25 protein-coding genes and 1 tRNA gene are annotated in these 24,681 nt (G+C 72.1%); 10 read left to right on the forward strand and 16 right to left on the reverse strand.

Annotated elements, in window-relative coordinates; all coding sequences use genetic code 11:
- Window positions 1–4: 4 nt before the first annotated feature.
- Together JAN01S_RS01825 and JAN01S_RS01830 are read right to left on the reverse strand one after the other, a co-directional pair.
- Window positions 5–2,014, reverse strand: coding sequence for a vWA domain-containing protein (locus JAN01S_RS01825; RefSeq protein WP_068312781.1), 2,010 nt, complete (start codon window positions 2,012–2,014; stop codon window positions 5–7).
- Window positions 2,004–3,404 (reverse strand): MoxR family ATPase, encoded by a 1,401-nt coding sequence (locus JAN01S_RS01830; protein ID WP_068312786.1) that lies wholly within the window; start codon window positions 3,402–3,404, stop codon window positions 2,004–2,006. Before JAN01S_RS01830 ends, JAN01S_RS01825 begins: the two co-directional genes overlap by 11 nt.
- A 144-nt stretch (window positions 3,405–3,548) precedes the next feature.
- On the opposite strand from JAN01S_RS01830, the gene JAN01S_RS01835 reads away from it, so the two are divergent.
- From JAN01S_RS01835 to JAN01S_RS01845, 3 genes are all read left to right on the forward strand, one after another.
- Window positions 3,549–4,025, forward strand: a complete 477-nt coding sequence (locus JAN01S_RS01835; protein ID WP_068312789.1) for a hypothetical protein — start codon at window positions 3,549–3,551, stop codon at window positions 4,023–4,025.
- Window positions 4,026–4,117: 92 nt separating this feature from the next.
- Complete coding sequence (locus JAN01S_RS01840) at window positions 4,118–4,747, forward strand: ClpP family protease (RefSeq protein WP_068312792.1); 630 nt, start codon at window positions 4,118–4,120, stop codon at window positions 4,745–4,747.
- Complete coding sequence (locus JAN01S_RS01845; protein WP_068312797.1) at window positions 4,744–5,331, forward strand: ClpP family protease; 588 nt, start codon at window positions 4,744–4,746, stop codon at window positions 5,329–5,331. The genes JAN01S_RS01840 and JAN01S_RS01845 overlap by 4 nt, the downstream gene beginning before the upstream one ends.
- Window positions 5,332–5,334: 3 nt before the next feature.
- Here JAN01S_RS01845 and JAN01S_RS01850 read toward each other — a convergent pair whose 3' ends face one another.
- From JAN01S_RS01850 to JAN01S_RS01865, 4 genes are all read right to left on the reverse strand, one after another.
- Entirely contained in the window at window positions 5,335–5,697 is a 363-nt protein-coding gene (locus tag JAN01S_RS01850) for a helix-turn-helix domain-containing protein (RefSeq protein WP_084359920.1), read from the reverse strand.
- Window positions 5,698–5,771: 74 nt separating this feature from the next.
- Window positions 5,772–6,785 carry a LacI family DNA-binding transcriptional regulator gene (locus tag JAN01S_RS01855; protein ID WP_068312798.1) on the reverse strand — a complete coding sequence of 338 codons (1,014 nt, stop codon included), beginning with the start codon at window positions 6,783–6,785 and terminating at the stop codon, window positions 5,772–5,774.
- Window positions 6,786–8,471 carry a glycoside hydrolase family 13 protein gene (locus tag JAN01S_RS01860; protein WP_068312803.1) on the reverse strand — a complete coding sequence of 562 codons (1,686 nt, stop codon included), beginning with the start codon at window positions 8,469–8,471 and terminating at the stop codon, window positions 6,786–6,788. It abuts the gene before it with no gap.
- A 99-nt stretch (window positions 8,472–8,570) separates the two neighbouring features.
- The gene (locus tag JAN01S_RS01865) at window positions 8,571–9,752 is read right to left on the reverse strand and encodes an ROK family transcriptional regulator (RefSeq protein ID WP_068312805.1); all 1,182 of its coding nucleotides are present in this window, start codon (window positions 9,750–9,752) and stop codon (window positions 8,571–8,573) included.
- Between the two features lie 89 nt (window positions 9,753–9,841).
- Between JAN01S_RS01865 and zwf the strand changes: the two genes are divergently transcribed.
- The 4 genes from zwf to ppgK are packed head-to-tail and all read left to right on the forward strand — an operon-like array spanning window position 9,842 to window position 14,505.
- A complete protein-coding gene (zwf, locus tag JAN01S_RS01870) occupies window positions 9,842–11,299 on the forward strand; it encodes a glucose-6-phosphate dehydrogenase (protein ID WP_068312807.1) in 1,458 nt (485 codons plus the stop codon).
- Window positions 11,296–13,110, forward strand: coding sequence for a phosphogluconate dehydratase (edd, locus tag JAN01S_RS01875; RefSeq protein WP_068312810.1), 1,815 nt, complete (start codon window positions 11,296–11,298; stop codon window positions 13,108–13,110). The genes zwf and edd overlap by 4 nt, the downstream gene beginning before the upstream one ends.
- Complete coding sequence (gene eda, locus JAN01S_RS01880; RefSeq protein ID WP_068312821.1) at window positions 13,107–13,733, forward strand: bifunctional 4-hydroxy-2-oxoglutarate aldolase/2-dehydro-3-deoxy-phosphogluconate aldolase; 627 nt, start codon at window positions 13,107–13,109, stop codon at window positions 13,731–13,733. The genes edd and eda overlap by 4 nt, the downstream gene beginning before the upstream one ends.
- On the forward strand, window positions 13,726–14,505 hold the full coding sequence (gene ppgK / locus JAN01S_RS01885; RefSeq protein ID WP_068312824.1) for a polyphosphate--glucose phosphotransferase: 780 nt from the start codon (window positions 13,726–13,728) through the stop codon (window positions 14,503–14,505). Before eda ends, ppgK begins: the two co-directional genes overlap by 8 nt.
- A gap of 39 nt (window positions 14,506–14,544) precedes the next feature.
- On the opposite strand, the gene JAN01S_RS01890 is transcribed toward ppgK, so the two are convergent.
- The 4 genes from JAN01S_RS01890 to JAN01S_RS01905 form a co-directional block, all read right to left on the reverse strand.
- The gene (locus JAN01S_RS01890) at window positions 14,545–14,889 is read right to left on the reverse strand and encodes a hypothetical protein (RefSeq protein WP_068312830.1); all 345 of its coding nucleotides are present in this window, start codon (window positions 14,887–14,889) and stop codon (window positions 14,545–14,547) included.
- Window positions 14,886–15,296 (reverse strand): EthD domain-containing protein, encoded by a 411-nt coding sequence (locus JAN01S_RS01895; protein ID WP_068312833.1) that lies wholly within the window; start codon window positions 15,294–15,296, stop codon window positions 14,886–14,888. The genes JAN01S_RS01890 and JAN01S_RS01895 overlap by 4 nt, the downstream gene beginning before the upstream one ends.
- Window positions 15,297–15,313: 17 nt before the next feature.
- Window positions 15,314–15,763: an SDR family NAD(P)-dependent oxidoreductase gene (locus JAN01S_RS17630; RefSeq protein ID WP_068312835.1), complete on the reverse strand. Its 450-nt coding sequence runs from the start codon at window positions 15,761–15,763 to the stop codon at window positions 15,314–15,316.
- Between the two features lie 74 nt (window positions 15,764–15,837).
- A tRNA-Pro gene (locus tag JAN01S_RS01905) sits at window positions 15,838–15,911 on the reverse strand.
- 129 nt (window positions 15,912–16,040) lie between these two features.
- On the opposite strand from JAN01S_RS01905, the gene JAN01S_RS01910 reads away from it, so the two are divergent.
- Genes JAN01S_RS01910 through JAN01S_RS01920 form a run of 3 tightly spaced genes read left to right on the forward strand, consistent with a single transcriptional unit; the run spans window position 16,041 to window position 18,785 of the window.
- Complete coding sequence (locus tag JAN01S_RS01910; protein ID WP_068312839.1) at window positions 16,041–16,829, forward strand: prolipoprotein diacylglyceryl transferase; 789 nt, start codon at window positions 16,041–16,043, stop codon at window positions 16,827–16,829.
- The gene (locus JAN01S_RS01915; RefSeq protein WP_157075556.1) at window positions 16,804–17,181 is read left to right on the forward strand and encodes a hypothetical protein; all 378 of its coding nucleotides are present in this window, start codon (window positions 16,804–16,806) and stop codon (window positions 17,179–17,181) included. Before JAN01S_RS01910 ends, JAN01S_RS01915 begins: the two co-directional genes overlap by 26 nt.
- Window positions 17,178–18,785, forward strand: coding sequence for a radical SAM protein (locus tag JAN01S_RS01920; RefSeq protein ID WP_084359923.1), 1,608 nt, complete (start codon window positions 17,178–17,180; stop codon window positions 18,783–18,785). Before JAN01S_RS01915 ends, JAN01S_RS01920 begins: the two co-directional genes overlap by 4 nt.
- A 3-nt stretch (window positions 18,786–18,788) precedes the next feature.
- Here JAN01S_RS01920 and der read toward each other — a convergent pair whose 3' ends face one another.
- The 6 genes from der to JAN01S_RS01950 form a co-directional block, all read right to left on the reverse strand.
- Complete coding sequence (gene der, locus JAN01S_RS01925; protein ID WP_068312843.1) at window positions 18,789–20,276, reverse strand: ribosome biogenesis GTPase Der; 1,488 nt, start codon at window positions 20,274–20,276, stop codon at window positions 18,789–18,791.
- 84 nt (window positions 20,277–20,360) lie between these two features.
- Window positions 20,361–21,059: a (d)CMP kinase gene (gene cmk / locus JAN01S_RS17475; RefSeq protein ID WP_068312844.1), complete on the reverse strand. Its 699-nt coding sequence runs from the start codon at window positions 21,057–21,059 to the stop codon at window positions 20,361–20,363.
- Between the two features lie 22 nt (window positions 21,060–21,081).
- Window positions 21,082–22,209 (reverse strand): prephenate dehydrogenase, encoded by a 1,128-nt coding sequence (locus JAN01S_RS01935; protein ID WP_084359925.1) that lies wholly within the window; start codon window positions 22,207–22,209, stop codon window positions 21,082–21,084.
- Window positions 22,206–23,114, reverse strand: coding sequence for a pseudouridine synthase (locus JAN01S_RS01940; RefSeq protein WP_068312846.1), 909 nt, complete (start codon window positions 23,112–23,114; stop codon window positions 22,206–22,208). The genes JAN01S_RS01935 and JAN01S_RS01940 overlap by 4 nt, the downstream gene beginning before the upstream one ends.
- Entirely contained in the window at window positions 23,111–23,749 is a 639-nt protein-coding gene (gene scpB / locus JAN01S_RS01945; protein WP_068312848.1) for an SMC-Scp complex subunit ScpB, read from the reverse strand. Before scpB ends, JAN01S_RS01940 begins: the two co-directional genes overlap by 4 nt.
- Entirely contained in the window at window positions 23,742–24,668 is a 927-nt protein-coding gene (locus JAN01S_RS01950) for a segregation and condensation protein A (RefSeq protein ID WP_068312952.1), read from the reverse strand. The genes scpB and JAN01S_RS01950 overlap by 8 nt, the downstream gene beginning before the upstream one ends.
- Between the last annotated feature and the right edge of the window lie 13 nt (window positions 24,669–24,681).

Raw genomic sequence — 24,681 nt, forward strand, 5'->3', positions numbered from 1 at the left:
CGGCTCAGGTGCCGAACCAGAAGCCGCGCCCGCCGAACCAGTCCTGGTCGTCGCCGCCCGCGTCCCCGTGCCGGGACCCGAGGTAGGAGCCGACGACGGCGGCACCGAGGTCGTCGAGCTCCGGCGCCACGACCTTGCCACCGGCGCGCCGGGCGAGGGTGTCGACGAAGCGTGCCAGCCCGGGGTCCTCGCCGAGCCGGAAGAAGGTGGTCTGGGCACCCAGCCGGGAGGCGGTGTCGAGCTCGCGCACGGTGACCGCGATGGTCAACGGGTGCGGCGGGTAGTCGAAGAAGGACTCGCCGCCGGGCTCGAGGTGCGCCGTGGGCTCACCGTCGGTGACGACGAGCAGCACGGGCTGGGCATTGGGGTGCTTGCGGAAGTGCCGGTTGGCCAGCAGCAGCGCGTGGTGGAGGTTGGTCCCCTTGTCCCAGAAGGCGTCCAGCGCCGTGAGCTCCTCGATCTCCATGACCGACGCGTGCCGACCGAAGCCGATGAGCTGCAGGTGGTCGCCGCGGAAGCGGGAGCGGATCAGGGTGTGCAGGGCCAGGGCCGTGCGCTTCATCGGCACCCACCGCCCGTCCATCGCCATGGAGAAGGAGGTGTCGACGAGCAGCGCGACGGCCGCCTGGGTGCGGGCCTCGGTCTCGGCGACCTCGATGTCGTCCGAGGTGATCAGTCGGTCGCTGCCGTCGCCGGCCCGGCGCAGGACGCCGTTGAGCACGGTGCGCGGGATGTCCCACGGCTCGGTGTCGCCGAACTCCCAGGGCCGGGTGGCCCCGGACCGCTCCCCCGCTGCACCGGCGCGGCGCAGGTCGCGCTGGCCCTGTCGACCGGACATCCGATCGGCGATGTCGCGCAGCAGCGATCGTCCCAGCTGGCGCATGGCCCGAGGGGTCAGGCGCAGCTGCCCCTCGAAGTCACGGCGGACCGTGCCGCTGCTCCGCAGGGCCTGCTCGAGGTCGCGCAGCGCCTTGGCGTCGACCGCGGCCTGCTCCCCCAGCTGGCGGGCGAGCTCGTCGAGGTCGATGTCGTCGAGCCGGGCACCGGCGTGGGACTGCGAGAGCTGGTCGCTCAGGGCGTCGAGCCGCGCGATGTCCTGCAGCATCCCGGTGCCGTCACCGAGCCCCAGGCCCTGCTCCCCGCCGAACTGCTCCGAGCCGCTCCAGTCCTCGCCGGGACGCAGGCTCTGCAGGTTGGCGTCGAGCCGGCCGAGGGACTCCATGAGCTGTGGTGAGCCGAAGGCCTGCGCCGACAGCTGCATGAGCTCCTCGCGCTGCTCGGGGGTCATCGAGTTGAGCAGGCGCTGGGCGGCGGCCGCGCGCTGCGCCAGCGCGTCGATCAGCTCGTCGACGTCCTGCGGCCCCTCGGGGAAGAAGTCACCGTGCCGGTCCATGAACTCGGCGAAGTCCTCGGGGGTGTCCTCACCCCGCTGGTGCTTCTCGAGCAGCTCGTTGAGGTCACGCAGCATCGCGTCGACGGCGGCCCGGTCCTCGTCGGTGGCGCCCTCGAGCGCCTGCTTCATCCCGGCGAAGCGCTGGTCGAGCACCTCGCGGCCGAGCAGGTCCTTGATCCGCTCGTAGTCGGCCCGGGCCTGCGAGGACTGCCACGAGTAGTCCTGCAGCTCGCTCACGGCCGCGGCCGTGGACAGGGAGAGGTTGTCCAGCCTCATCTGGGCGAAATCGCGCTCGAGGTCGTCGAGGTGGACGTCGCGGGCCAGCTGCTTGCGCTCCTCGAGGACGGCCCGGTCGAGCAGCTCGCGGACCTCCTGGAGCGTGCCGTCGAGACCGTGCTGGTGGAGCAGCTCGCGGCGGCGCTCGTTGACCTGTCGGGCGAGGTCGTCCAGTCCCCTCTGGTCGCGGCCGCCACGCCGAAGGAATTCCTGCAGGGCCCGCTCAGGTGAGGACCCGCCCATGACGCGCTCACCGATGGCGTCGAGCGCCTCGGCGATGTCGACGGGCGGGGCGAGGGGGTCGCCGCCCTCGTACCGGTGGAACCGGCGGCGGCTACTGGCCATACACGGTCTCGCCCCCTGCGGTGTCCTTGCCGATCTTGCGGGCGAGGTAGAGACCCTCGAGGGCCAGCTCCACGGCGGCCGCCCGCTGCCCTTCGCTCGTCGCGTCGAGTCGCTCGAAGACCTCGTCGTAGAGGTCGGACTCCCCGAGGAGCGGGAGCCCGTCGAGGAAGTCACGGGCCGTCACCAGCTCACCGGTGGCGATCTCGGCGCCGTCCTCGATCGCCCGCACGAGCGGCCCGAAGTCGATGCCGCGCACGAGGTGGCGCACGGTGTCGGCGACGGCCGTCCGCAGCAGATGGGTGAGGATCTCCAGCTCGCGTCCCTCCTCGCCGCTATCGAACTCGATCTTGCCGCCGAGGACCTCGACGGCGGTCTCGAGGTCGACCACCCGCGCGACCGGGTCGTCCTCACCCACGACCGCGGCACGGTGCAGCGCGGACGCGGCGATCGTCTCGGCGCCGGCGATGGCGAAGCGCGCGCTCACGCCGCTGCGCTGGTCGACGGCCGACGACTCGCGCAGGTTGCGGGTGAATCGGGCGAGGATCTCCAGGAGGTGGTCGGGCACCTGCGCGACGAGCTGCGCCTCCTGCCGGGTCACGGCGATCTCCGCCTCGAGCTCGCGCGGGTAGTGCGTGCGGATCTCGGCCCCGAAGCGGTCCTTGAGCGGGGTGATGATCCGGCCGCGGTTGGTGTAGTCCTCGGGGTTGGCACTCGCGAGGACGAGCACGTCGAGCGGCAGGCGCAGGACGTAGCCACGCACCTGGATGTCGCGCTCCTCCATGACGTTGAGCATCGCGACCTGGATCCGCTCGGCGAGGTCGGGCAGCTCGTTGATCGTCACGATGCCGCGGTGGCTGCGTGGGATGAGGCCGAAGTGGATCGTCTCCGGGTCGCCGAGCGCACGGCCCTCCGCGACCTTCATCGGGTCGACGTCACCGATGAGGTCGGCGACGGAGGTGTCTGGGGTGGCCAGCTTTTCGACGTACCGCTCGTCGCGGTGGCGCCAGACCACCGGCAGGTCGTCGCCGAGCTCGGTCGCACGCCGTCGGGATGCGTGGGTGATCGGGTCGAAGGGGTGCTCCGCCAGCTCCGAGCCCGCGATCACCGGGGTCCACTCGTCGAGCAGGCCGGCGATGGTGCGCAGCAGACGGGTCTTGCCCTGGCCTCGCTCGCCGAGCAGGACGATGTCGTGACCGGCGAGCAGCGCCCGCTCGACCTGCGGGATGACCGAGTCCTCGTAGCCGTGCAGGCCCGGCCAGGGGTCCTCGCCGGCGCGCAGCCGGGCCAGGAGGTTGTCGCGGAGCTCGCTGCGCAGGGGCTTGGCCTCGTGCCCTGCGGCACGCAGCTCGCCGACGGTCGTGATGGTGGGGGCGGCAGTCCGGGTGCTCACCCTCAGCAGGCTAGACCTCCCGTCCGACAGCCGATCCGCCGCACTACGCTCACGCGCAGGGGTCAGATCGAGGAGGCGGGCACGGCGGACACCACCTGGCGTTGGCTCACGGCACCATCCGCAACGCGCGACCTCTGGCTGGAGGTGCGCACGCCCGACGGCATCGACCTGACGTGGCGATCGCCGGACGGGACCCCTCTCGACGAGGTGATCGGCAACGGCGAGCCCGACTCCCTCCCCTTCGCCGTGCGGCTCCGCCAGCAGAGCAGCACGGGGGTCCGGCGCGGCGACCTCCTGTGGACCCTCGGCCTGGGGATCGGTGTCGTGTCGGACCGCTTCGTCGATGCGCTGACCGACCTCGGCGTCGACGGATGGAGCACCTACCCGATCGCCGTCGAGGACCGTCAGGGCCGCCCGATCGAGGGATACCAGGGTCTCGTCGCCGACACCACGGGCGCGAGCGAGCTCGTGTCGGGCGCGTGGTGGGAGCATGTGCAGTCCTTCAGCTACTTCGTCACCGAGCGCGTGGCCGGGGTGCTGCTCCGCGCCGAGGTGGACGGCTTCGACCTCGAGCCCACGGAGGCCGGCGACCGGGTCCCTCCCGGCCCTGTCGCGGACTGACCACGCCGACCGGCCGACCCGGCCGCTCAGAGCAGATCTGCTGCCGGCAGGACCGTGGTGGGTCTCCCCCTTCGCCGGGGCAGGTTGGAGACATGAGCGAGACACCGACCCCAGCCCACTTCGACGACCGCGCGCGACGCGAGCTGCTGCGGCAGCGCGTCCTCGTGCTCGACGGGGTCCTCCACGACGACAACGGCACGCTGCTGACCACCCAGCTCGTGTCACTCGCCGCCGAGGACCCCACCACCGACATCGCCCTGTGGATCCACTCCCCCGGCGGCTCCGTCCCAGCGATGCTCGCGATCCGCGACGTCATGCGACTGGTCCCCAACGACGTGAGCACGCTCGCGCTCGGGATCGCCTGCAGCGCAGGGCAGTTCCTCCTCTCCGCAGGGACGAAGGGGAAGCGTCGCGCCCTCCCGCACTCGCGGGTCCTGCTGCACCAGGGGTCCGCCGGCATCGGGGGCACGGCGGTCGACGTCGAGCTGCAGGCGGACGACCTGCGGCACACCCGCGACACGGTCCTCGGGCTCATCTGCGAGGACACGGGGCAGCCGCTCGAGCGCGTCTTCGAGGAGTCGCTGCGGGACCGGTGGTTCTCCGCCCGGGAGGCGCTCGACTTCGGCTTCGTCGACGAGGTCGTCGGCAGCTTCGACGACATCGCACCGGGCGGTCGCGCGCCGACCGGGTTCCGGGGTGGCCTCGTGGGGGCCGGGCGATGAGCACCTACCCGATCCCCAACGTCATCGCCCAGCACCCGCGCGGCGAGCGGATCATGGACGTCTACTCGCACCTGCTCACCGAGCGGATCATCTACCTCGGCACCGGGATCGACGCCGGCGTCGCCAACGCGCTCATCGCCCAGCTCATCCACCTCGAGTCCGTGGACCCCGACCAGGACGTGCAGCTCTACATCAACTGCGAAGGGGGCGACCCCAGCGCCATGCTCGCGGTCCACGACACGATGCGCTACATCAGGCCAGATGTCGCGACCACCTGTGTGGGACAGGCGATCTCGGTTGGCGCGGTGCTGCTCGCCGCGGGCGCTCCGGGCAAGCGAGCGGCGCTCTCACACGCACGGGTGGTCCTGCACCAGCCCTCCGCGCAGGGGCGGGGGCCGATCCCCGACCTCATCCTCCAGGCGGACGAGCTCGTGCGGATCCGGGCCGACATCGAGGGCGTACTCGCCCGGGCGACCGGCCGGGGCGTCGCCGAGCTGCGCGCGGACACCGACCGGGACCGGGTCTTCACCGCGGGTGCCGCCCGGGACTACGGGCTCGTCGACGAGGTGATCGACGTGCGGTGATCCTCAGGCGGCAAGGGCCAGGACCGACACCGTCCCGCGGACCGCTGCGGTGGCCGGGGCCTGCAGGGTCTCGGCCACCGCCAGGGTGAGGTCGAGCAGCGTCACGTCGAGAGCACCGGCGACGGCGACGATCATCTCGCTCGACGGCTCCTTGCGGCCGCGCTCGATCTCCGAGAGGTACTGCGGGGAGATCCCCGCCCGGGCGGCCGTGTCGTCGAGGGTGTCGCCGCGCTCGTGGCGTCGTCGCCGCAACTGGTCACCGAGGGCCTCGCGCCACAGGGGCTCGGCGGCTCGCCGTCGTCGCTGGAGCAGCGCCCGCTCGAAGGGGGTCGCCTTGCGGTGGGTGGTCTGGGCTGACTCGGCCATGCCTCAGCGTAGGACCGGCAGGGGAGGCTCCGGGGAGAGTTCCGCTCCCGGCAGAATCCGGTCGTCGAGCGGCGTCAGCGTGCCCGGGCCGTCGACCCGCGGAGCACGAGCTCGGGCTGGACCAGGAACTCCGCGCGGTGGGCCGTGCTGCCGTCGATCTCGTCGAGCAGCGCGTCGACGGCTGCGGTCCCCATCGCCTCGACCGGTTTGCGCAGCGTCGTGAGCGGGGGGTGGGAGAAGGCCGCCATCGGGCTGTCGTCGAAGCCGACGACGGACACCTCCTCGGGGACCGAGAGGCCGCGGGCACGGATGCCACGGACCGCGCCCAGCGCCATGATGTCGCTGCCGCACACGATCGCCGTGCACCCCCGGTCGACGAGCGCACCGGCGGCCGCCTGCCCACCCGCGAGGGTGAAGAGCGAGTGCTCGACGTGGCCGGCGTCGAGGCCCCTGCGGCGCATCGCGTCGGCAAACCCGGCGACCTTGCGGGCGACGGGCACGAATCGCTCGGGCCCCAGCGCGAGACCCACCCGCTCGTGGCCCAGCTCGGCGAGGTGGCTCACGGCCATCTCCATGGCCGAGGCATCGTCGGCCGAGACGAAGGGGGCCGAGATCCGCTCGCTGTACCCGTCGACGAGGACGAAGGGGATGCCCTGCGCCGCGATCCGGGCGTACCGCTCGTGGTCGGCCGTCATGTCGGCGTGCAGACCGGAGACGAAGACGATCCCGTCGACGCCGCGCGCGATGAGCACCGCGACGAGCTCGTCCTCCGTCGACCCGCCCGGGGTCTGCGTGCCGAGCACCGGGATGTACCGGTGTCGCGCGAGGGTCTGCCCGATGACCTGGGCGATCGCCGGGAAGATCGGGTTGCTCAGCTCGGGCATGATCAGCCCGACGAGACCGGCCTTGGTCTCCTTGGGCCGGCGGGGTCGCTCGTAGCCGAGCACGTCGAGCGCGGCGAGGACGGCCTGACGCGTCGACGCGGAGGGGCCCGCCCGACCATTGAGGACGCGCGAGACCGTCGCCTGGCTGACCCCGGCGTGGTTAGCGACGTCGGCGAGGCGGGCTCCCGGGCGTGACTCGGTCATCTAGCCCAACCACCACGCGGTCGTGTCGGCCGGCAGCAGGGCCTCGTCGCCGTCGACCGCGAGCTCCCCCGAGGCGAGGAGGAGGCCCCCGGGCAGCGGGAGGCGGGCCTCCTCGCTCGTGAGGTTCGTCGTGACGACGACGGGCGCGCCGTCCTCGCCGCGCCGGACCAGGGCGAGGACGCCGTCGGGCGCGTCGAGCCACTCGACCTCGTCGCCGGCTCCGAGCGAGGGCTGCTCGCGACGCACGTCGAGGGCGGAGCGGTAGAGCTCGAGGGTCGACCCGGCGACCCCGGTCTGGGCCTCGACGCTCAGATCGCGCCACGCGTCCGGCTGGGGCAGCCAGCTCGGGCCGCCCTCTCGCGGGCCGAAGCCGTAGGGCTGGCTCGTCCCGGACCACGGGATGGGCACGCGGCAGCCGTCCCGGAAGCCCTCCTGCCCCGCCGCCCGGTGGAAGGAGGGGTCGGCGCGGACCTCGTCGGGCAGGTCGGTGACGTCGGGCAGGCCGAGCTCCTCTCCCTGGTAGAGGTAGGCGGAGCCGGGCAGACCGAGCATGAGGAGGGTCGCGGCCCGGGCGCGGCGCAGGCCGAGGACCGGGTCGCCGGGCGTCACCATCTGGGTCCCTGAGCCGGGCGGGTTGCCCAGGCGGGTCGTGTGCCGGGTGACGTCGTGGTTGGACAGGACCCAGGTCGCCGGGGCACCCACCCGCCGCATCGCCTCGAGCGTCGTGTCGACGACCTCGCGCAGGGCGGAGGCGTCCCAGTCCGTCGCGAGGTAGGTGAAGTTGAAGGCCTGGTGCATCTCGTCGGGGCGGACGTAGCACGCCGACCGCTCGATGGTCGGGGTCCACGCCTCGGCGACGAGGACGCGCTCACCGGGGTACTCCTCGAGGACACGACGCCAGTCGCGGTAGATCTCGTGGACACCGTCCTGGTCGAAGAAGGGCATCGGCGCGTTGCCGAGCAGGCCGACCTGACCGGTCCGACCGATGTCCGGCAGGCCGGGTGCCTTGACGAGGCCGTGCGCGACGTCGACGCGGAAGCCGTCCACCCCGAGGTCGAGCCAGAACCGCAGGACGGAGCGGAACTCCTCGCGGACGGCGGGGTTGTCCCAGTTGAGATCCGGCTGCTGCGGCGCGAAGAGGTGCAGGTACCACTCACCGTCCTCGACGCGGGTCCACGCCGGCCCCCCGAAGATCGACTCCCAGTCGTTGGGCGGCAGCTCTCCGCTCTCGCCGCGCCCCTCGTGGAAGTGGAAGAGCGCGCGGCTGGCGGAGCCGGGCCCCTCGGCGAGAGCCTGCTGGAACCACTCGTGCTGGTCGGAGCAGTGGTTGGGGACGATGTCGAAGATGACCCGCAGCCCGAGCTCGTGGGCATCGCGGACAAGGCCCTCCGCGTCGGCGGCGTCGCCGAAGACCGGGTCGACCTTGCGGTAGTCGGAGACGTCGTAGCCGGCGTCGGCCTGGGGTGAGGCGTAGAAGGGCGAGATCCACACGGCGTCGACGCCGAGGTCCCGCAGGTGGGGCAGCCGGGCGCGGATCCCGGGCAGGTCACCGATGCCGTCTCCGTCGCTGTCGGCGAAGCTGCGCGGGTACACCTGGTAGATGACGGCGCCGCGGTACCAGTCGGCCGCGTCCTCGTGGGCGAAGGGAGCGGCCGAGGCGGGCGCGGTGGGTGCGGGGTGGGTCATCGGTCTCTCTCGGTCGGGGTGAGTGCCGACCGACGGTAACGCAGCTGCAAGTTGCGCGCAAGAGGTCTGCAACTTGCTGCAAGCGCGTGTCGCGAGCCCTCAGGACCCCACCCGTGCGAGGTAGCGGTCAACCCGCTCGGGCCGGAGCACCTCGCCCAGGGCCAGCTGGGCGCAGCCGACGACTCCGGCCTCCTGCCCGTGCGTGCTCGGCAGGATCTCGAGGTCGCGCGTCGCGAGTGCCGTCGCCTCCGCGTAGAGGGTCTCGCGCAGTCCCGCGACGAAGAAGTCGTAGCCCGCAGCCATGTCGCCACCGACGACAACTGCCCCGGGGTTGAGCAGGTTGACCACCCCGGACAGCACCTCGCCGACCCGCCGCCCGCTCTCGCGCAGCTGACGTCGCGCGGCGGCGTCGCCCTCGAGGGCCCGGGCCACGAGCTCTCGCACGTGGGGCACCGGACGGTCCGCGGCCACCGCGTCCTGGACGAGCGCCCAGCCGCCCGCGACGGACTCGAGGCAACCCGTGCCACCGCACCGGCAGGTGCGTCCCACCGCCGCCGGGGTCCGGGTGTGGCCGATCTCCCCCGCCGCGCCGAGAGCGCCCCGCAGGAGGCGCCCCCCGCCGAAGATGCCGACACTGATCCCGGTCGAGGCCTTGAGGACGACGAGGTCGTCGAACCGCCGACGGTGGCCGTCGGCCTCCGAGAGGGCGAGGACGGTCGCGTCGTTGTCGACGCGTACGGGGACCTCCCCGTAGGCATCGAAGAAGGGGGCGAGCGGCACGCCTTCCCACCCGGGCATGATCGGCGAGGACAGGCTCATGCCGCGCTCGGTGTCGACGGTGCCGGGCAGGCTGACCCCGATGCCCCGGACGCGCTCCGGCGGCACGTCGATCGAGGCGAGGAGCTCCTCGAGCGCCCCGAGGATCCGCGGCATCATCTCCTGCGGCGATGCCCCGTCGGCATGGTCGAAGGCCGTGGCGGCGAGGACCTCGCCGTCGAGAGCGCACACTGCGGTCTGGGTCCGGCTCCGCCCGAGCGGGACCGCGAGGACGACCCCGAAGTCCGAGTTGAAGCTCAGGCGCGCCGGCGGGCGGCCACCCCCCGAGGGCTCGACGACCGTCTCGACGAGCAGCCCGGCCCTGAGGAGCGCGGACAGACGAGCGGTCACGGCGGTGCGGGAGAGTCCGGTGACCCGACCGACATCGGCCCGGGTCGTCGCGCGCCCTTCGCGGATGAGCGCGAGGACCTCCCCGGCAGTGGCGGGCGCGGAGGGGGCGGGCACCGCGTCATTCAACCACGCAGCACTTTGGTGCTCTCAAATACTGACTTTTGTATTGCACGAAGTCATAAGTCTCCCTAGGCTCACCGCCCATGAACGTGACCGCGCCTCTCGAGGCCACCGACTTCGTCATCTTCGGAGGCACGGGCGACCTCGCCCTGCGAAAGCTGCTCCCCTCCCTGCTGCTCCGACTGCGCGACGGACAGCTGCCCACACAGACGCGCGTCGTCGCCGTCTCCCGCGCCGGTCTCGACGACGCCGGCTACCGCGACAAGGTGCGCGGCGCGCTCCCGGAGTTCGTCCCCGGCGTCACGTCGGGCGAGATCGACGACTTCGCCGCGCGGCTCGAGCACGTGTGCCTCGACGTCGACGAGCCGGACGACTGGCACGCACTCGGGGATCGCCTCCGCGAGCGGGTGAACCCGGTCCGGGTCTTCTACCTCGCCGTCGGGCCGGCCCTCTTCGGGACGATCTGCCACCGCCTCGACGAGATCGGGCTCGTCCAGCCGAGCAGCCGTGTCGTCCTCGAGAAGCCGCTCGGGCACGACCTCGCCTCTGCCCGGGAGATCAACGACTCCGTCGGCGAGGTCTTCGCCGAGTCGCAGATCTTCCGGATCGACCACTACCTCGGCAAGGAGAGCGTGCAGAACCTCCTCGTGACGCGCTTCGCCAACTCGGTCTTCGAGCCGCTGTGGCACGCCACGGCCATCGACCACGTGCAGATCACGGTCGCCGAGTCGGTCGGTGTCGGGAGCCGCGGCGGCTACTACGACAGTGCAGGCGCGATGCGCGACATGCTGCAGAACCACCTGCTCCAGCTCCTCTGCCTCGTCGCGATGGAACCCCCGACCCAGGTCGCCGGTGAGTCGGTGCGCGACGAGAAGCTCAAGGTCCTGCAGGCCCTCACGCCGCTCGAGGACCTCGACGGCGCGTGCGTCCTCGGGCAGTACACGGCCGGTCTCGTCGACGGCGCGGCCGCCCCGTCCTACGTCGAGGAGGTCGAGGCGCCGAGCCGGACGGAGACCTTCGTCGCGCTCCGGGCGGAGGTCCGCAACTGGCGCTGGGCGGGCGTCCCCTTCTACCTGCGCACCGGCAAGCGGATGCGCGAGCGCTGCTCCGAGATCGTCGTCGCCTTCAAGCCGACCCCGCACCCGATGTTCCCCGGCAGCGAAGGGACGCAGGAGCCGAACAGGCTCGTCATGCGCCTCCAGCCCGACGAGAGCGTCAGGCTCCACCTCGTCGCCAAGGAGCCCGGACCCGGCGGGATCCGAGTCCGCCCCGTCTCGCTCGACCTCAACTTCTCCCAGGCCTTCGGCGCACCCTCCCCCGACGCCTACGAGCGACTCCTCATGGACGTCGTGCGCGGCAACACGACGCTCTTCATGCGCCGCGACGAGATCGAGGCGGCCTGGCGCTGGGTCGAGCCGATCATCCGTGGGGTCGGTGCCCGCCGACCCCGCCCCTACGCGGCCGGCACCGACGGCCCCGCCGCGGCCGACCTGCTGATCGAGCGTGACGGACGCTCCTGGAACGAGGACGTGACCCGATGAACCCCACCCTCCACCCCGTCATCGACGACGTGACCACCCGACTCCGCGAGCGGAGCGCGACGACCCGCCGGGCCTACCTGTCACGGGTGCGTGCCGCCGCCGGCCGCGGACCCGCCCGCGGCCGGCTCGGCTGCGCCAACCTGGCCCACGGCTTCGCCGGAGCACCTCGGGAGGCGAAGGGGGACCTGCGCGGCCTGGTCAAGCCCAACATCGCGATCGTCACGGCCTACAACGACATGCTCTCCGCGCACGCCCCCTTCGCCGGCTACCCCGAGACGCTCAAGAAGGCGGTGCTCGGGGCGGGCGGCATCGCGCAGGTCGCCGGCGGCGTGCCCGCGATGTGCGACGGGATCACCCAGGGACGCGACGGCATGCAGCTCTCGCTCTTCAGCCGTGACGTCATCGCGATGTCGACCGCTGTGGCGCTCTCGCACGACATGTTCGACGGCACGCTCCTGCTCGGCGTGTGCGACAAGATCGTGCCGGGCATGCTCATCGGTGCGCTGTCCTTCGGCCACCTGCCGACCCTCTTCGTGCCCGCGGGTCCGATGACCTCGGGACTGCCGAACGGTGAGAAGGCGCGGGTGCGGCAGGAGTACGCCGAGGGCAAGGTCGACCGGCGCGCCCTCCTCGACGCGGAGGCCAGCTCGTACCACTCCGAGGGCACGTGCACCTTCTTCGGCACGGCGAACAGCAACCAGCTCCTCATGGAGGTCATGGGCCTGCACCTGCCGGGAGCCACCTTCGTCAACCCCGGCACGCCACTGCGGGAGGCGCTGACCGTCGAGGCCGGGCGCCGGGTCACCGAGCTCGCGCTCGCCGGGCAGGCGCCGCTCGGGGAGGTCGTCGACGAGCGGGCGGTCGTCAACGCGTGCGTCGCGCTCCTCGCAACGGGCGGCTCGACGAACCACACTCTCCATCTCGTGGCCATCGCGCGGGCCGCCGGCATCATCCTCTCTTGGGACGACCTCGCCGACCTGTCGACGGTCGTGCCCCTCCTCGCCCGCATCTACCCCAACGGCTCCGCGGACGTGAACCACTACGCGGCGGCGGGCGGGCTCGCCGTCACCGTGCGCACCCTCCTCGAGCACGGACTGCTCCACGAGGACGTCCTCACCGCGGATGGCCGGGGCCTGCGGCGGTACACCCGTGAGACGCGGCTGCGCGACGGCGAGGTGGTGCGTGAGGAGGGACCGGCAGAGAGCCTCGACGAGTCCGTGCTGCGGACGGTGGACGCCCCCTTCGCCACGGACGGCGGTCTGCGGGTCATCGAGGGCAACCTCGGTCGCGGCGTCGTCAAGGTCTCCGCGGTCGCGCCGGAGCACCGGAGCGTCACCGCACCGGCGCGGTGCTTCGACGACCAGCACGACCTGCTGCGCGCCTTCGAGGAGGGCAGCCTCGACGGCGACCTCGTCGCCGTGGTCCGGCACCAGGGTCCGGCGGCCAACGGGATGCCGGAGCTGCACAAGCTCACGCCCGCGCTCGGGGTCCTCCAGGACCGAGGCCACCGGGTCGCGATCGTCACCGACGGCCGGATGTCCGGCGCCTCGGGCAAAATCCTCGCGGCCATCCACGTCACGCCCGAGGCCAGCCTCGACGGCCCGCTCTGCCGCGTGGTGGACGGCGATCTCGTCACCGTCGACGCGGATGCCGGGACCTTCTTCGTCCACGACGACATCAGTGCGCGGGAGGCGCACCTCGTCTCCCACGACTTCACGGGCACCGGCCGTGAGCTCTTCGACAACATGCGCGCGTCGGCCGGCCCGGCCGACGAGGGCGCGTCCTTCTTCTTCTCAGGTGGTCACGCATGAGCCTTCTCGACATCTCCCCCGTCATCCCCGTCGTCATCCTCGAGGACGCCAGCCGGGCGGTCCCGCTCGCACGGGCCCTCGTCGCGGGCGGCATCGACATCATCGAGCTCACCCTGCGCACCTCGTCCGCGCTCGAGTCCATCGAACGGATCGCCGAGGAGGTGCCCGAGATCACCGTCGGGGCGGGCACGGTCGTCGACCCGGCGCAGGCGGGGCAGGCTGCAGCGAAGGGGGCGAGCTTCCTCGTCTCCCCGGGCGCCACGGACCCCCTCCTCGACGCCATGACGGAGACAGGGCTGCCCTTCCTCGCCGGCACCGCGACCGTGAGCGAGATGCTCGCCCTGCGCGAGCGCGGCATCCGCGAGGCGAAGGTCTTCCCCGCGCGGGCGTCGGGTGGTGCTCCCTTCCTCCAGGCGGTGCACAGCCCGGTGCCCGACATGCGCTTCTGCCCCACGGGTGGGATCGGCCCGGCCGACGCCGCCGACTACCTCGCGCTCCCCAACGTCGGCTGCGTCGGCGGCTCGTGGATCACCCCCGCGGCCGTGGTCGAGGTCGCTGACTGGGGCGAGATCACCCGCCTCGCGAGCGAGGCGCTCGCGGTGGCCGGGACCATCCGTGCCTGAGCACGTCGTCGGGGTCGACGTCGGCGGGACGACGATCAAGGCCGCCCTCGTCGACACCGGCAGCGGCATCCTCATGGGACAGCGATTCGTCGCCGACACCCCGCGGCCGGCCACGCCGGCGGCGATCTCCGAGTGTGTGGCGGAGATCGTGCGGGCGTTGGCACCGACCGACGCCACCCCCGTCGGCATCGCCCTCCCGGCCGTCGTCCGGCGCGGGGTCGTCGAGACGGCCGCGAACATCGACCCGTCGTGGATCGGGTACCCCGTCGAGGACTCGCTCCACACGGCACTGGCGCGCCCCGTCACGGCCGTCAACGACGCCGATGCCGCCGGCATCGCCGAGACCAGGCGGGGCGCCGCGGCGGCAGGCTCCGGTGTCGTCGTCGTGACGACCCTCGGCACCGGCATCGGCAGCGCCCTCCTCGTCGACGGCACCCTCGTGCCGAACACCGAGCTGGGTCACCTGCCCATGTCCGGCCGCCCCGCCGAGCACCTCGCCTCGACCGCGGCCCGGGAGCGGGAAGGGCTCTCGTACGTGAAGTGGGCGGAGCGGCTCACCGCCTACTACGGGCTCCTCGAGAGCCTCCTCACCCCCGACCTCATCGTCGTCGGCGGGGCGGTGAGCGCATCGGCCGACCGGTTCCTCCCGCACGTGCGCACCCGCGCCCCGATCGTCCCGGCAGCGCTCGGCAACGACGCGGGGGTCATCGGCGCCGCTCTCGCAAGCCGACGGGTCGCCGACCAACCCGTGGTGATGCCCGCGGCCGGATGACGATGGGGTCCTCAGTCGGGCCGGGCTCGTCGGTGACCTTCACGGCTTCATCCTGATGCCGGGAACGGTACGATCGACGGCGTAGGCGTGTGCGGCGGTGATGTGCCGCTCCTGACGATCGATGACAGCGGCCACCTCCGTGGACTTGAGGATGTCGTCGAACTGCTGGCGGGAGTCGGCTCCGATGACCAAGGCCGCGTGGTGGCGGCGGTGCGCAGGACCCGCGTGGTTCACGCCCGGGGTGCTCCACATGGCTGCGATGTAGCGCATGAAGGTGTACGTGCGCAGATCCTGGGCGCCGGCCCCGTGCAACGCTCGTCCCAGCTCGTCGTGAATGAAGGTGCGGAAATCACGGGACCGGGTGCCCTTGCGCTGCCGGATCATGACGACGGTCCGATGCCCGACGCTGTCGTCGAGTCGTTCGGTCCACCACCGCCCTCGAGACTGGCCGGTCTGGTAGCCGATGACGGTCTCGAAGGGGTTCTGCTCGTCGAATAGACAGCCTTGGAGTGCGGGATGTTGCGGACGGCTCCGACGACACCCGCGAAGCGGAGCTCGGCGATCCCGTCGTAGTCCTCAGGACTGATGGTGCCGACCATCCCGGTCGCCGGCCAGTACCCGACGTCGGTCGTGGAGAAGTGGTGCTGGTTGTACTCCATGACGTGTGGGAGCGCTCTGCGCACGATCCTTGCGTGCTCGTCGCTCCAGTACGTCGCCGCTCGGTCGCGCGGCAGATCCGCGCGCAAAACCACCGGGGCGATCTGGCTGGTCACTCTCAAGGCTCTGTCCATGGGTGGTTCCTCTCCGTTCACTGACCGGGGGCGAGACGACTGAAGATGCGGCGGCCGACTCGGCTCGGCAGCATTAAGAGCACTCCGGCGGAGGCTCGGTAAGCACGTCCCGGCACCACGACGGCCCGTCCGGCCGCAGCACCGTTCAATGCCTGGTGGGTGACCTGTTCGGGTGTCAGCACCATCCAACTCGGGACGCCGTCCAGTCCGCCGTCAATTCCGGCGGTCCGCGTGAATTCGGTGCGCACGTAGCCGGGCATGACGTTGGTGATCGTGACGCCACTGCCTCGGCTCTCGTGGTGAAGCGACGCGGAGAAGCTGTTCACGAAGGCTTTGCTGGCACCGTCGGTGGCGTGGTGCGGAGTCGGTTGCAGTCCGTCGAGGGACGACACATTGATGATCGTCCCGCTCCCCCGGGTCGTCACTGAACTCGCGTGCACGGCGGTTCCGAGGATCTGCAGGTCCACGACACCCGCGCGAACCCACAAAAAAAGTCCTGAATCGCGACACCGTGCAAACGATGTCGCGACTCAGGACACTGTCGGGCTGACAGGATTTGAACCTGCGACCCCTTGACCCCCAGTCAAGTGCGCTACCAAACTGCGCCACAGCCCGTGGCTGCTCCGTGAGGAGCGAACGTCACCTTATCCCACGCTCCCGGCACTCGCCGAATCGGTCCTCCGGCACGCGGCTCCCCCTTCGTCTCGGGCAACCGAGACCACCGGACTGGCAGGATCGGGACCGATGGATCCGACACTGGCGCAGGGCTGGACGCCCTCCATGACCCACGACCTGTGGGTCGGTCTCGGTGTGCTCACCGCCGGCGTCGTGCTGGCCCTGGAGAAGCAGCGCCGAGGTGTCGACGACGACCGGATCTGGGCGCTCGTGGCGCTCGCCGTGGCATTCGGCGCGGTCGGCGCTCGCCTGGGTACGTGGCTGCAGCACCTCCAGCCGGGCACCAACGACTCGCTCGCCCTCCACTGGCTCTACGGCAACCGCAGCATCCTCGGCGGCCTGGCCTTCGCCTACGTCTCGGTCCTCGTCGGCAAACGCTTGTTGCGCATGCGGTGGCGCACCGGTGCCCTCTTCGCGCCGTCGGTCGCCGCGGGGATGGCCGTGGGCCGCATCGGGTGCCTGCTCACCGAGCTGCCGGGCACCCCCACCGACGTGCCGTGGGCGATGACCGTGACGTCTGCGGCCGACGCCGCCGCCTGGGGCGTGCCCGTTGGCACCCGACTGCACCCCTCCTTCGCCTACGAGATCGCCTTCCACCTCGTCGCCCTCGTCGCGATCTGGATCTGGCGCGACCGACTGACCGACCCCGCAGACCTCTTCACCCTCTACATCACGGGGTACGCAGGATTCCGCTTCGTCGTCGAGCTGGTCCGCGGCAACGAGCTGACCGACCTCGGTCTGACACGCCCACAGATCTTCCTGGCCGCCACCCTCCCGCTGCTCGTGTGGCGTAGCGTCGTCGCCATCCGCCGTCGAGACACCGGAGTCGACCGTGAGCCAGTACCCCCTCCCGCCTGACGCACCGCCGGCGAGGCGCCTGGGCATGGGGCCGGGTGCGGCACTCGGCGCCCTCGTCGGACTCCTCGGCCCGATCCTGCTCGGCCTGATCGGTTGGGCGGCCAGCGCCATCTCTCCGGGGAGCAGCTCCGGCTCAGCCGTCACCTCGCTCGTCTTCGTCGCGATCCTCTCGATCCCGGTCGTGCTGCTCGTCGGAGGATGCATCCTCATGGTCCCCGACAGCCTGCGCGGCTGGGGCGTCGCCGCGCTCGTCGCGTCCGGGGTCTGGCTGATCTCCAGCGCCGGGGTGTGCACCGTCATCCTCTTCGGCGCCCTGGCCAGCTACGACAACGCGGCGGTGCTGCCGCTGTGAGCCCCCGCTCCGACCAGCCCGACGCCGGCCCCGGACGTCCCCTGCGCGGGGATCGCATCCACCGCTACGTCAACGCCTTCTGCCCGCGCTGCCACCACGAGCAGCCTGACCGCGACCTCGCGGACGTGCGGCGCCTCAGCGGCTGGCTCGCCGAGCGCGACGGTCGCATCTGGCTCGAGCGCGGCTGCCCCGACCACGGCCTGCAGCGCACCCTCTACGACGAGCACCCCGAGATCCTCAGCTACCTCGAGGAGTGGACCGCACCGACCAAGTCGCACGTGCCCGACCTCGCCGGCAACTTCGCCCCGGTGCCCTCCGCCTACCTCGACGGCCTGCCCGAGATGCAGACCCAGCACACCTGCATCCTCCTCGAGGACGTCACCGAGCAGTGCAACCTGCGCTGCCCCACCTGCTTCGCCGACTCCGCTCCCCCGCTCACCGGGGTCGCGAGCGTCGAGCAGGTCCTGGCCAATGTCGACGCCCGCCTCGCCCGCGAGGACGGTCGCCTCGACGTCCTCATGCTCTCCGGCGGGGAGCCGACCCTCCACCCTGAGCTGGAGAGACTCCTCGACGCGCTCGTCACCCGCCCGGTCGTACGCATCCTCATCAACACCAACGGCCTGACCCTCGCCCGCGACGACGCCCTCCTCGCCCTCCTGCGTCGCCACCGCCAGCGCGTCGAGGTCTACCTGCAGTACGACGGCTCGTCGGCCGAGGCGTCACTGCACCACCGCGGTGGTGATCTGCGCAGCCACAAGGACCGGGCCATCGCACGCCTGAGCGAGGCCGGCGTCTTCACCACCCTGACGATGACCGCGGCCCTCGGCGTCAACGACGACGAGATCGGCCACGTCATCGACCGGGCGCTGGCGACCCCCTTCGTCTGCGGGGTCTCGATCCAGCCGATCTTCGGCTCCGGGCGCTCCGGGGCCATCGACCCGACCGACCGCCTCACCCACACCGGCGTGCTCGCCCGCATGGGTCCCCAGACCGACGGCCGCGTCACGTGGCGCGACCTGACCGCCCTGCCGTGCAGCCACCCCCACTGCGCCTCCGTCGGCTACCTGCTCAAGGACGACTCCGACACGTGGCGCTCGCTCACCGAGATCGTCGGCCACGACCAGCTCAAGCAGTGGCTCGACCTCGCCCCGGACAGCTTCGCCAACCGGATCACCGACCAGGCCCTGCCCGAGCAGATGCGCACGGTGGTCAAGGAGGCGGTCCTCGGTCTGCTGAGCGAGCAGACGTCACTGTCGCACCCGCAGGTCGCCGACCTGTGGAAGGCGGTCTGCCAGACCTGCGACCTCGGCCTGTCCACGCTCACGGCCCTGGTGACCTCTCGCCTGCCCGGCCAGCACGAGCGACTGAGGCGCCTCATGGGCGAGCGGGTCAAGCGGATCAGCGTCAAGCCCTTCATGGACATCGAGACGATGATCGAGGAGCGCCTGACGCAGTGCTGCGTGCACGTCGGCACCACGGGGACGAAGGGGGACCAGTGCGCCCCCTTCTGCGCGGTCCAGGCATGGGCGCCGCTCGCGCGGCAGAAGATCGGGGTCGCACCGGAGACGTCGTCGCGGTTGCTGCCGCTGACCGCCGGGCGGTGAGCCTCAGCGGCGCCCGCGCCGCTCGCGCACCCGCACGCTGATCTCGATCGGCGTGCCCTCGAAGCCGAACTCCTCGCGCAGCCGCCGCTCGAGGAACCGGCGGTAGCCGGCCTCGATGAACCCGGATGCGAAGATGACGAAGCGCGGCGGACGCGTCGAGGCCTGGGTCGCGAAGAGGATGCGCGGCTGCTTGCCCCCACGCACCGGGTGCGGGTGGGACGAGGCGATCTCGCCGAGCACGGCGTTGAGCCGCGACGTGGGCACGCGGCGGTCCCAGGAGTCGAGGGCCTTGTCCAGCGCGGGGGTCAGCCGGTCGACGTGCCGACCGGTGAGGGCGGAGAGGTTGACCCGCGGCGCCCACTGGACCTGCACGAGGTCGCGCTCGATCTCGCGCTCGAGGTAGAAGCGGCGCTCCTCGTCGAGCAGGTCCCACTTGTTGTAGCCGATGACGAGGGCCCGGCCGGCCTCGACGACCTGGCTGATGATGCGCAGGTCCTGCTCGGCGATCGGCTCGTGCGTGTCGATGAGCATGACCGCGACCTCCGCCTTCTCCAACGCGGCCTGGGTGCGCAGCGAGGCGTAGAAGTCGGCGCCCCGGGTCTGGTGCACCCGGCGGCGGATACCGGCGGTGTCGACGAAGCGCCACTGGCGCCCGCCGAGCTGGATGAGCTCGTCGACCGGGTCACGGGTGGTGCCGGCGACGTTGTCGACGACGACCCGCTCCTCCCCCGCGAGCTGGTTGAGCAGGCTCGACTTGCCGACATTGGGCCGGCCGATGAGCGCGACGCGACGTGGGCCCCCTTCGGGCACGAGACCGGCGGTGGCGGAAACCTCCGGCATGACGTCGAGGACGGCGTCGAGGGCGTCGCCGCTCCCCCGCCCGTGGAGCGCGGAGACCGGGTAGGGCTCGCCGAGACCGAGGTTCCACAGCGCGGCCGCATCGGCCTCGAAGCGCTGGTCGTCGACCTTGTTGGCCACGAGGACGACCGGCTTGCCGGACTTGCGCAGCAGCTTGACGACCGCCTCGTCGTCGTCGGTCGCCCCGACGATCGCGTCGACGACGAAGACGACGACGTCGGCCATCTCGATGGCGACCTCGGCCTGCTCGGCGACGCGCAGGTGGATGCCCTCGGCACCGATCTCCCAGCCGCCGGTGTCGAGCAGCGTGAAGCGCCGCCCCGCCCACTCGGCGTCGTAGGCGACGCGGTCACGCGTGACGCCCGGGGTGTCCTCGACGACGGCCTCGCGCCGGCGCAGCACACGGTTGACGAAGGTCGACTTGCCGACATTTGGCCGGCCGACGATCGCGACGACCGGCAGCGGACCGGTGACCTCCTGCTCCTCCTCGGGCTGGAAGCCGTCGATGAGCGCGCGGTCCTCGGGGGTGAGCTCGAAGTCCTCGAGACCTGCGCGCAGCACCCGCTCGACGCCCTCGGCGTGCGCGGCGTCCTCCGTCCCGGAGGGGTCGGTGGGGTCAGGGGTGGTGTTCAACGGTGCTCCTGGAGAGTCGGTGGACGGCCATTGTCGCAGCCGCTGGCGGCCGGGGCCGCGTCGAGACGAAGGGGGTGGGTCCGGTCAGCGTCGGCGCGCGGCGTCGACGAGCGCCATGACCGCGGCGACCGAGCCCTCGAAGTCGAGGTCGGAGGTGTCGACGACGCTCACGCCGTCGGCGGCCTCGGTGAACTGGGAGACGGTCGAGTCGTCGCGGTCGCGCCGCACGACCTGGTCGCGCGTGGCGTCGATGGCGGCCTCGTCGGTGGCGCCGTGCACCTCGAGGGAGCGCCGGCGCAGCCGGGCCTCCTCGCTCGCGGTGAGCAGGATGCGCACCTGCGCGTCCGGCGCGATGACCGTGGTGACGTCCCGCCCTTCGGCCACGCAGGAGCCGTGCCGCGCGGCGATCTGCTCGATGAGCTCGCGCTGCCGACGCTGCATCTCCACGCGCACCTCGGGCACGGTGGCGACGGTCGAGACGAGCGAGGAGACCTCGCTCGTGCGGATCGCCTCGGCGACGTCGGTGCCGTCGACCACGACGGTGGGCGCGGAGGGGTCGTCACCGATGTCGAGCGGCAGCTCGACGGCCGCCCGGGTGATCGCCGCGGCATTGCCGAGGTCGATCTCGGTGTGGCAGCACCACCACGTCAGCGCCCGGTACATGGCCCCGGTGTCGAGGTAACCGGCCCCGAGCTGCGTGGCGACCGCCCGCGAGACGCTGGACTTGCCGGACCCCGAGGGGCCGTCGATACCGATGACGAAGGGGGTGGGCTGGCTGGTCACGGTGGTCCACCCTAGTCGGCGCTCAGGAGTGGATCTGCCACCCGCGCGCCTGCAGCGCCTCGGTGAGCGGACCGGCTGCGCCCGGCAGGACGGAGACCTCGGCCAGGCCGAAGGGCAGTCCGAGCCCGTGGTCGAGACGCAGCTCCTCGAGGTTGACCCCCTCCTCGCCGATCTCGGCGAGGAGCCGGGCCAGCTCGCCCGGCCGGTCGTCGACGACCACCCTGACGACGGCATACGTGGCCGGCGGAGCACCGTGCTTGCCGGGGATGCGGGCGTGCCCCGCGTTGCCGGCAGCGATGCTGTGCGCCAGGACCGCCCGGGCCCCTGGGGCGTCGGCCACGTCGTCCTCGCCGGAGCCGAGCTCCTCGAGCGCGGTGACGACGCGGGCGAGGTCCTCGTGCACGGCACGCAGGACGTCGGCGACGGCGGAGGCATTGCCGGAGAGGATCTGGGTCCACAGCCCGGGGTCACTGGCGGCGATGCGGGTGACGTCCCGCACCCCCTGGCCGGCGAGGCCGATGGCCTGCTCGCTCAGGTGCTCCAGACGGGCCGCGACGAGGGAGGCCGCGATCTGTGGCACGTGGGAGACCCCGGCGACCGCCGCGTCGTGGTCGGCGGCGCTCAGGGTGGTCACGGCCGCGCCCGTGGCCCGGGCCAGGCGGGCGACGAGCTCCGTGGCGGCGGCGTCGCTGCCCTCGTGCGGGCACAGGACCCACGCGCGTCCCTCGAAGAGGTCGGCGCGGGCGCTGATGGCACCCGACCGCTCCCGGCCGGACATCGGGTGGCTGCCGACGTAGCGGTCCAGTGGCACGCCGGCCCGCTGGAGGTCGGCGAGGATCGCCTGCTTGACCGAGGCGACGTCGGTGACGACGGCATGCGGCCAGCGCTCGAGGGCCGCGAGCACGATGCGCGGTGTGACGTCCGGGGGCGCGGCGACGACGACCAGGCCCGGAGTGACCTCACCGGTGATCCGGCCCGCACCCAGGTCGCGCGCCAGCGCGACCGAGGTCTCCGACTGGTCCTCCAGGGACACGTCGGCGCCGGCACTGCTGAGGGCCAGGCCGATGCTCGCCCCGATGAGGCCGGTGCCGATCACGTGCACCGGCGGGAGGTCGGCAGCGGCTCCCTTCGCCTCGGACGACGCGGTCACAGCCCCGCAGCCTTGTAGAGGTCGGCGATCTCCTGACGACTGAGGTTGCGCCACCGGCCGGACTTGGTCGTGCCGAGGGTGATCGGACCGACCTGGGTGCGCACGAGCGAGAGCACCGGGTGGCCCACGTGGTCGAGCATCCGGCGCACGATGTGCTTGCGTCCCTCGTGGAGGATCACCTCGACGATCGCCTTGCCCGGGCGGGAGTCGACGACCTTGAAGGAGTCGACCTGCACCGGCCCGTCCTCGAGCTCGACGCCCTCCCGCAGCCGCTTGCCGAGGTCCTTGGGCACCGGGCCCGGGATCTCGGCGATGTAGGTCTTCAGCACGCCGTGGGCGGGGTGCTGCAGCCGGTGGGCGAGGTCGCCGTCGTTGGTGAGGATGAGCAGGCCCTCGGTGTCGGCGTCGAGGCGTCCGACGTGGAAGAGCCGCTCGGGCCGCCCGGCGACGTAGTCACCGATGCTCACCCGACCGAGCTCGTCGGACATCGTCGTCACGACCCCGATCGGCTTGTTGAAGGCGAGGTAGACCCGCGACTCGTCGAGGTGGATGCGCTCGCCGTCGACGTGCACGGTCTGCCGCAGCGGGTCCACGCGCACGCCGAGCTCCCGCACGACCTGCCCGTCGACCTCGACCCGGCCCTCGCTGATGAGCAGTTCGCAGGCCCGGCGCGAGCCGACGCCGGCAGCGGCCAGCACCTTTTGCAGGCGCGTGCCCTCGGGGTCGTGCACGTCGATCGTCGGGGTCTGCGGCGGGGACGGCGCCAGGTCGGGCTGCCCCTGTCGGCTGCGTCCGGTCGTGCCGCGGTCGGGCTGCGGGCGGCGGCCGGGGCGGGGCGGCTTCTTCGGTCCCTTGCCCCGGGGCGAGCCCTGGGGTCCGGAGGATCGGCGGTTGGGAGGGGTCATGGGCGGGCCTCGTTCACGAGTTCGTCGAGCACTGCTGCGTCGGGGAGGTAGGGGGCGATGGGCGGGAGGTCGTCGAGGGAGTTCAGACCCATCCGCTCCAGGAAGTACGGGGTCGTGCCGTAGAGCGTGGCGTTGGACTCCTCGTCCTTGGTCACCTCGATGATGAGGCCGCGGGTGAGCAGCGTGCGCACGACACCGTCGACGTTGACCCCACGCACCGCGGAGATGCGGGCCCGCGAGATCGGTTGCCGGTAGGCGATGACGGCCAGGGTCTCCAGGGAGGCGGTCGTCAGGCGCGACTGCTGCCCGTCGAGGACGAAGCGCTCGACGACCGGTGCGTAGGCGTGGTGGCTGTAGAAGCGCCACCCTCCCCCGACGTTGCGCACGGTGAAGCCGTGCTGGCCGTCGTTGTAGGCGCGCTCGATCGCGCCGAGGTGCTCACGGATCTCCTCGACCGGCAGCTCGAGGGCCGAGGCCAGGGCGTGGTCGGTCACCGGCTCCTCGACGATCATCAGGACCGCCTCGATCGCGCCACGGGCGCCGCCGGGCAGCTCGCCGACGTCGAAGGCGACCTGCACGTCGTCGCCCTCGGGCTCGACCGCGGCCGGCTCCTGCGGCTCGGTGGGCTCACTCATCGCTCTCCTCCTCGGGGGACGAAGGGGGCGGTGCCTCCCCTTCGTCGTCGAACTCGGCACCGACGTCCACGGTGCCCTCCTGGCTGCCCGTCCAGCTGACCTCGAGCTCGCCGAGCGCCTCGGGCTGGTCGAAGGTGACCTGGCGGTCGCGGAAGAGCTCGAGCAGTGCGAGGAAACGGGCCACGACGACGAGGGTCGAGTCCGCGTCGCGCACGAGCGCGCGGAAGGAGACCGCTCCCTCGGCACGCAGCCTGTCGACGACGAGGGCGGCCTGCTCGCGCACGCTCACGGCCGGGGCGTGCAGGTGGCCCAGGCCGACGGTCTCGGGCTCGCGCGGCGTCAGGGCCCGGGCGGCGACCATCGCCAGCTGCTCGGGGGTGATGCTGATGACCAGCTCGGGCAGCAGCGACGCGAGGTGCGGCTCCAGCCCGGCCTGGCGAGGCGTCATCCGCCCGGTCGTCGCCATCGTCTCGCCGAGGTGGGCGGCGACGTCCTTGAAGGCGCGGTACTGCATGAGCCGGGCGAAGAGCAGGTCACGGGCCTCGATGAGCTCGAGGTCCTCCTCGTCGCCGTCGCCGGTGTTGGGCAGCAGACGGGCGGCCTTGATGTCGAGCAGCGTCGCCGCGACGAGCAGGAACTCGCTCGTCTGGCCCAGGTCCCACGAGGGCTCGCTCGCCTGCAGAGCGCGCAGGTGCGCCATGAACTCGTCGGTCACCCTGGCCAGCGCGATCTCGGTGATGTCGAGCTGGTGCTTGCTGATCAGACCCAGCAGCAGGTCGAACGGCCCCTCGAAGTTGTCGAGGTGCACGGTGAAGGCCTGCTGCGCGCCCCGCTTGGTGATGACACCGCCGGGGACGGCGACGTCAGGGGCGGGTCCGTCAGGCGACTCGACGTCGCCGTCGGCGGCGACGACCTCGATGTCCTCGGTCCCG

Source organism: Janibacter anophelis NBRC 107843 (assembly GCF_001570945.1).
Classification (GTDB): Bacteria; Actinomycetota; Actinomycetes; order Actinomycetales; family Dermatophilaceae; genus Janibacter; species Janibacter anophelis.

Excerpts from the sequence above, each read along its gene's own strand:
- JAN01S_RS01825 (WP_068312781.1), bottom strand. The coding sequence starts at position 2,014 with ATGGCCAGTAGCCGCCGCCGGTTCCACCGGTACGAGGGCGGCGACCCC.
- JAN01S_RS01840 (WP_068312792.1), top strand. The coding sequence starts at position 4,118 with ATGAGCGAGACACCGACCCCAGCCCACTTCGACGACCGCGCGCGACGC.
- JAN01S_RS01845 (WP_068312797.1), top strand. The coding sequence starts at position 4,744 with ATGAGCACCTACCCGATCCCCAACGTCATCGCCCAGCACCCGCGCGGC.
- JAN01S_RS01850 (WP_084359920.1), bottom strand. The coding sequence starts at position 5,697 with ATGGCCGAGTCAGCCCAGACCACCCACCGCAAGGCGACCCCCTTCGAG.
- JAN01S_RS01855 (WP_068312798.1), bottom strand. The coding sequence starts at position 6,785 with ATGACCGAGTCACGCCCGGGAGCCCGCCTCGCCGACGTCGCTAACCAC.
- JAN01S_RS01860 (WP_068312803.1), bottom strand. The coding sequence starts at position 8,471 with ATGACCCACCCCGCACCCACCGCGCCCGCCTCGGCCGCTCCCTTCGCC.
- zwf (WP_068312807.1), top strand. The coding sequence starts at position 9,842 with ATGAACGTGACCGCGCCTCTCGAGGCCACCGACTTCGTCATCTTCGGA.
- edd (WP_068312810.1), top strand. The coding sequence starts at position 11,296 with ATGAACCCCACCCTCCACCCCGTCATCGACGACGTGACCACCCGACTC.
- eda (WP_068312821.1), top strand. The coding sequence starts at position 13,107 with ATGAGCCTTCTCGACATCTCCCCCGTCATCCCCGTCGTCATCCTCGAG.
- JAN01S_RS01890 (WP_068312830.1), bottom strand. The coding sequence starts at position 14,889 with ATGATCCGGCAGCGCAAGGGCACCCGGTCCCGTGATTTCCGCACCTTC.
- JAN01S_RS01895 (WP_068312833.1), bottom strand. The coding sequence starts at position 15,296 with ATGGACAGAGCCTTGAGAGTGACCAGCCAGATCGCCCCGGTGGTTTTG.
- JAN01S_RS01910 (WP_068312839.1), top strand. The coding sequence starts at position 16,041 with ATGGATCCGACACTGGCGCAGGGCTGGACGCCCTCCATGACCCACGAC.
- JAN01S_RS01940 (WP_068312846.1), bottom strand. The coding sequence starts at position 23,114 with ATGACCCCTCCCAACCGCCGATCCTCCGGACCCCAGGGCTCGCCCCGG.
- scpB (WP_068312848.1), bottom strand. The coding sequence starts at position 23,749 with ATGAGTGAGCCCACCGAGCCGCAGGAGCCGGCCGCGGTCGAGCCCGAG.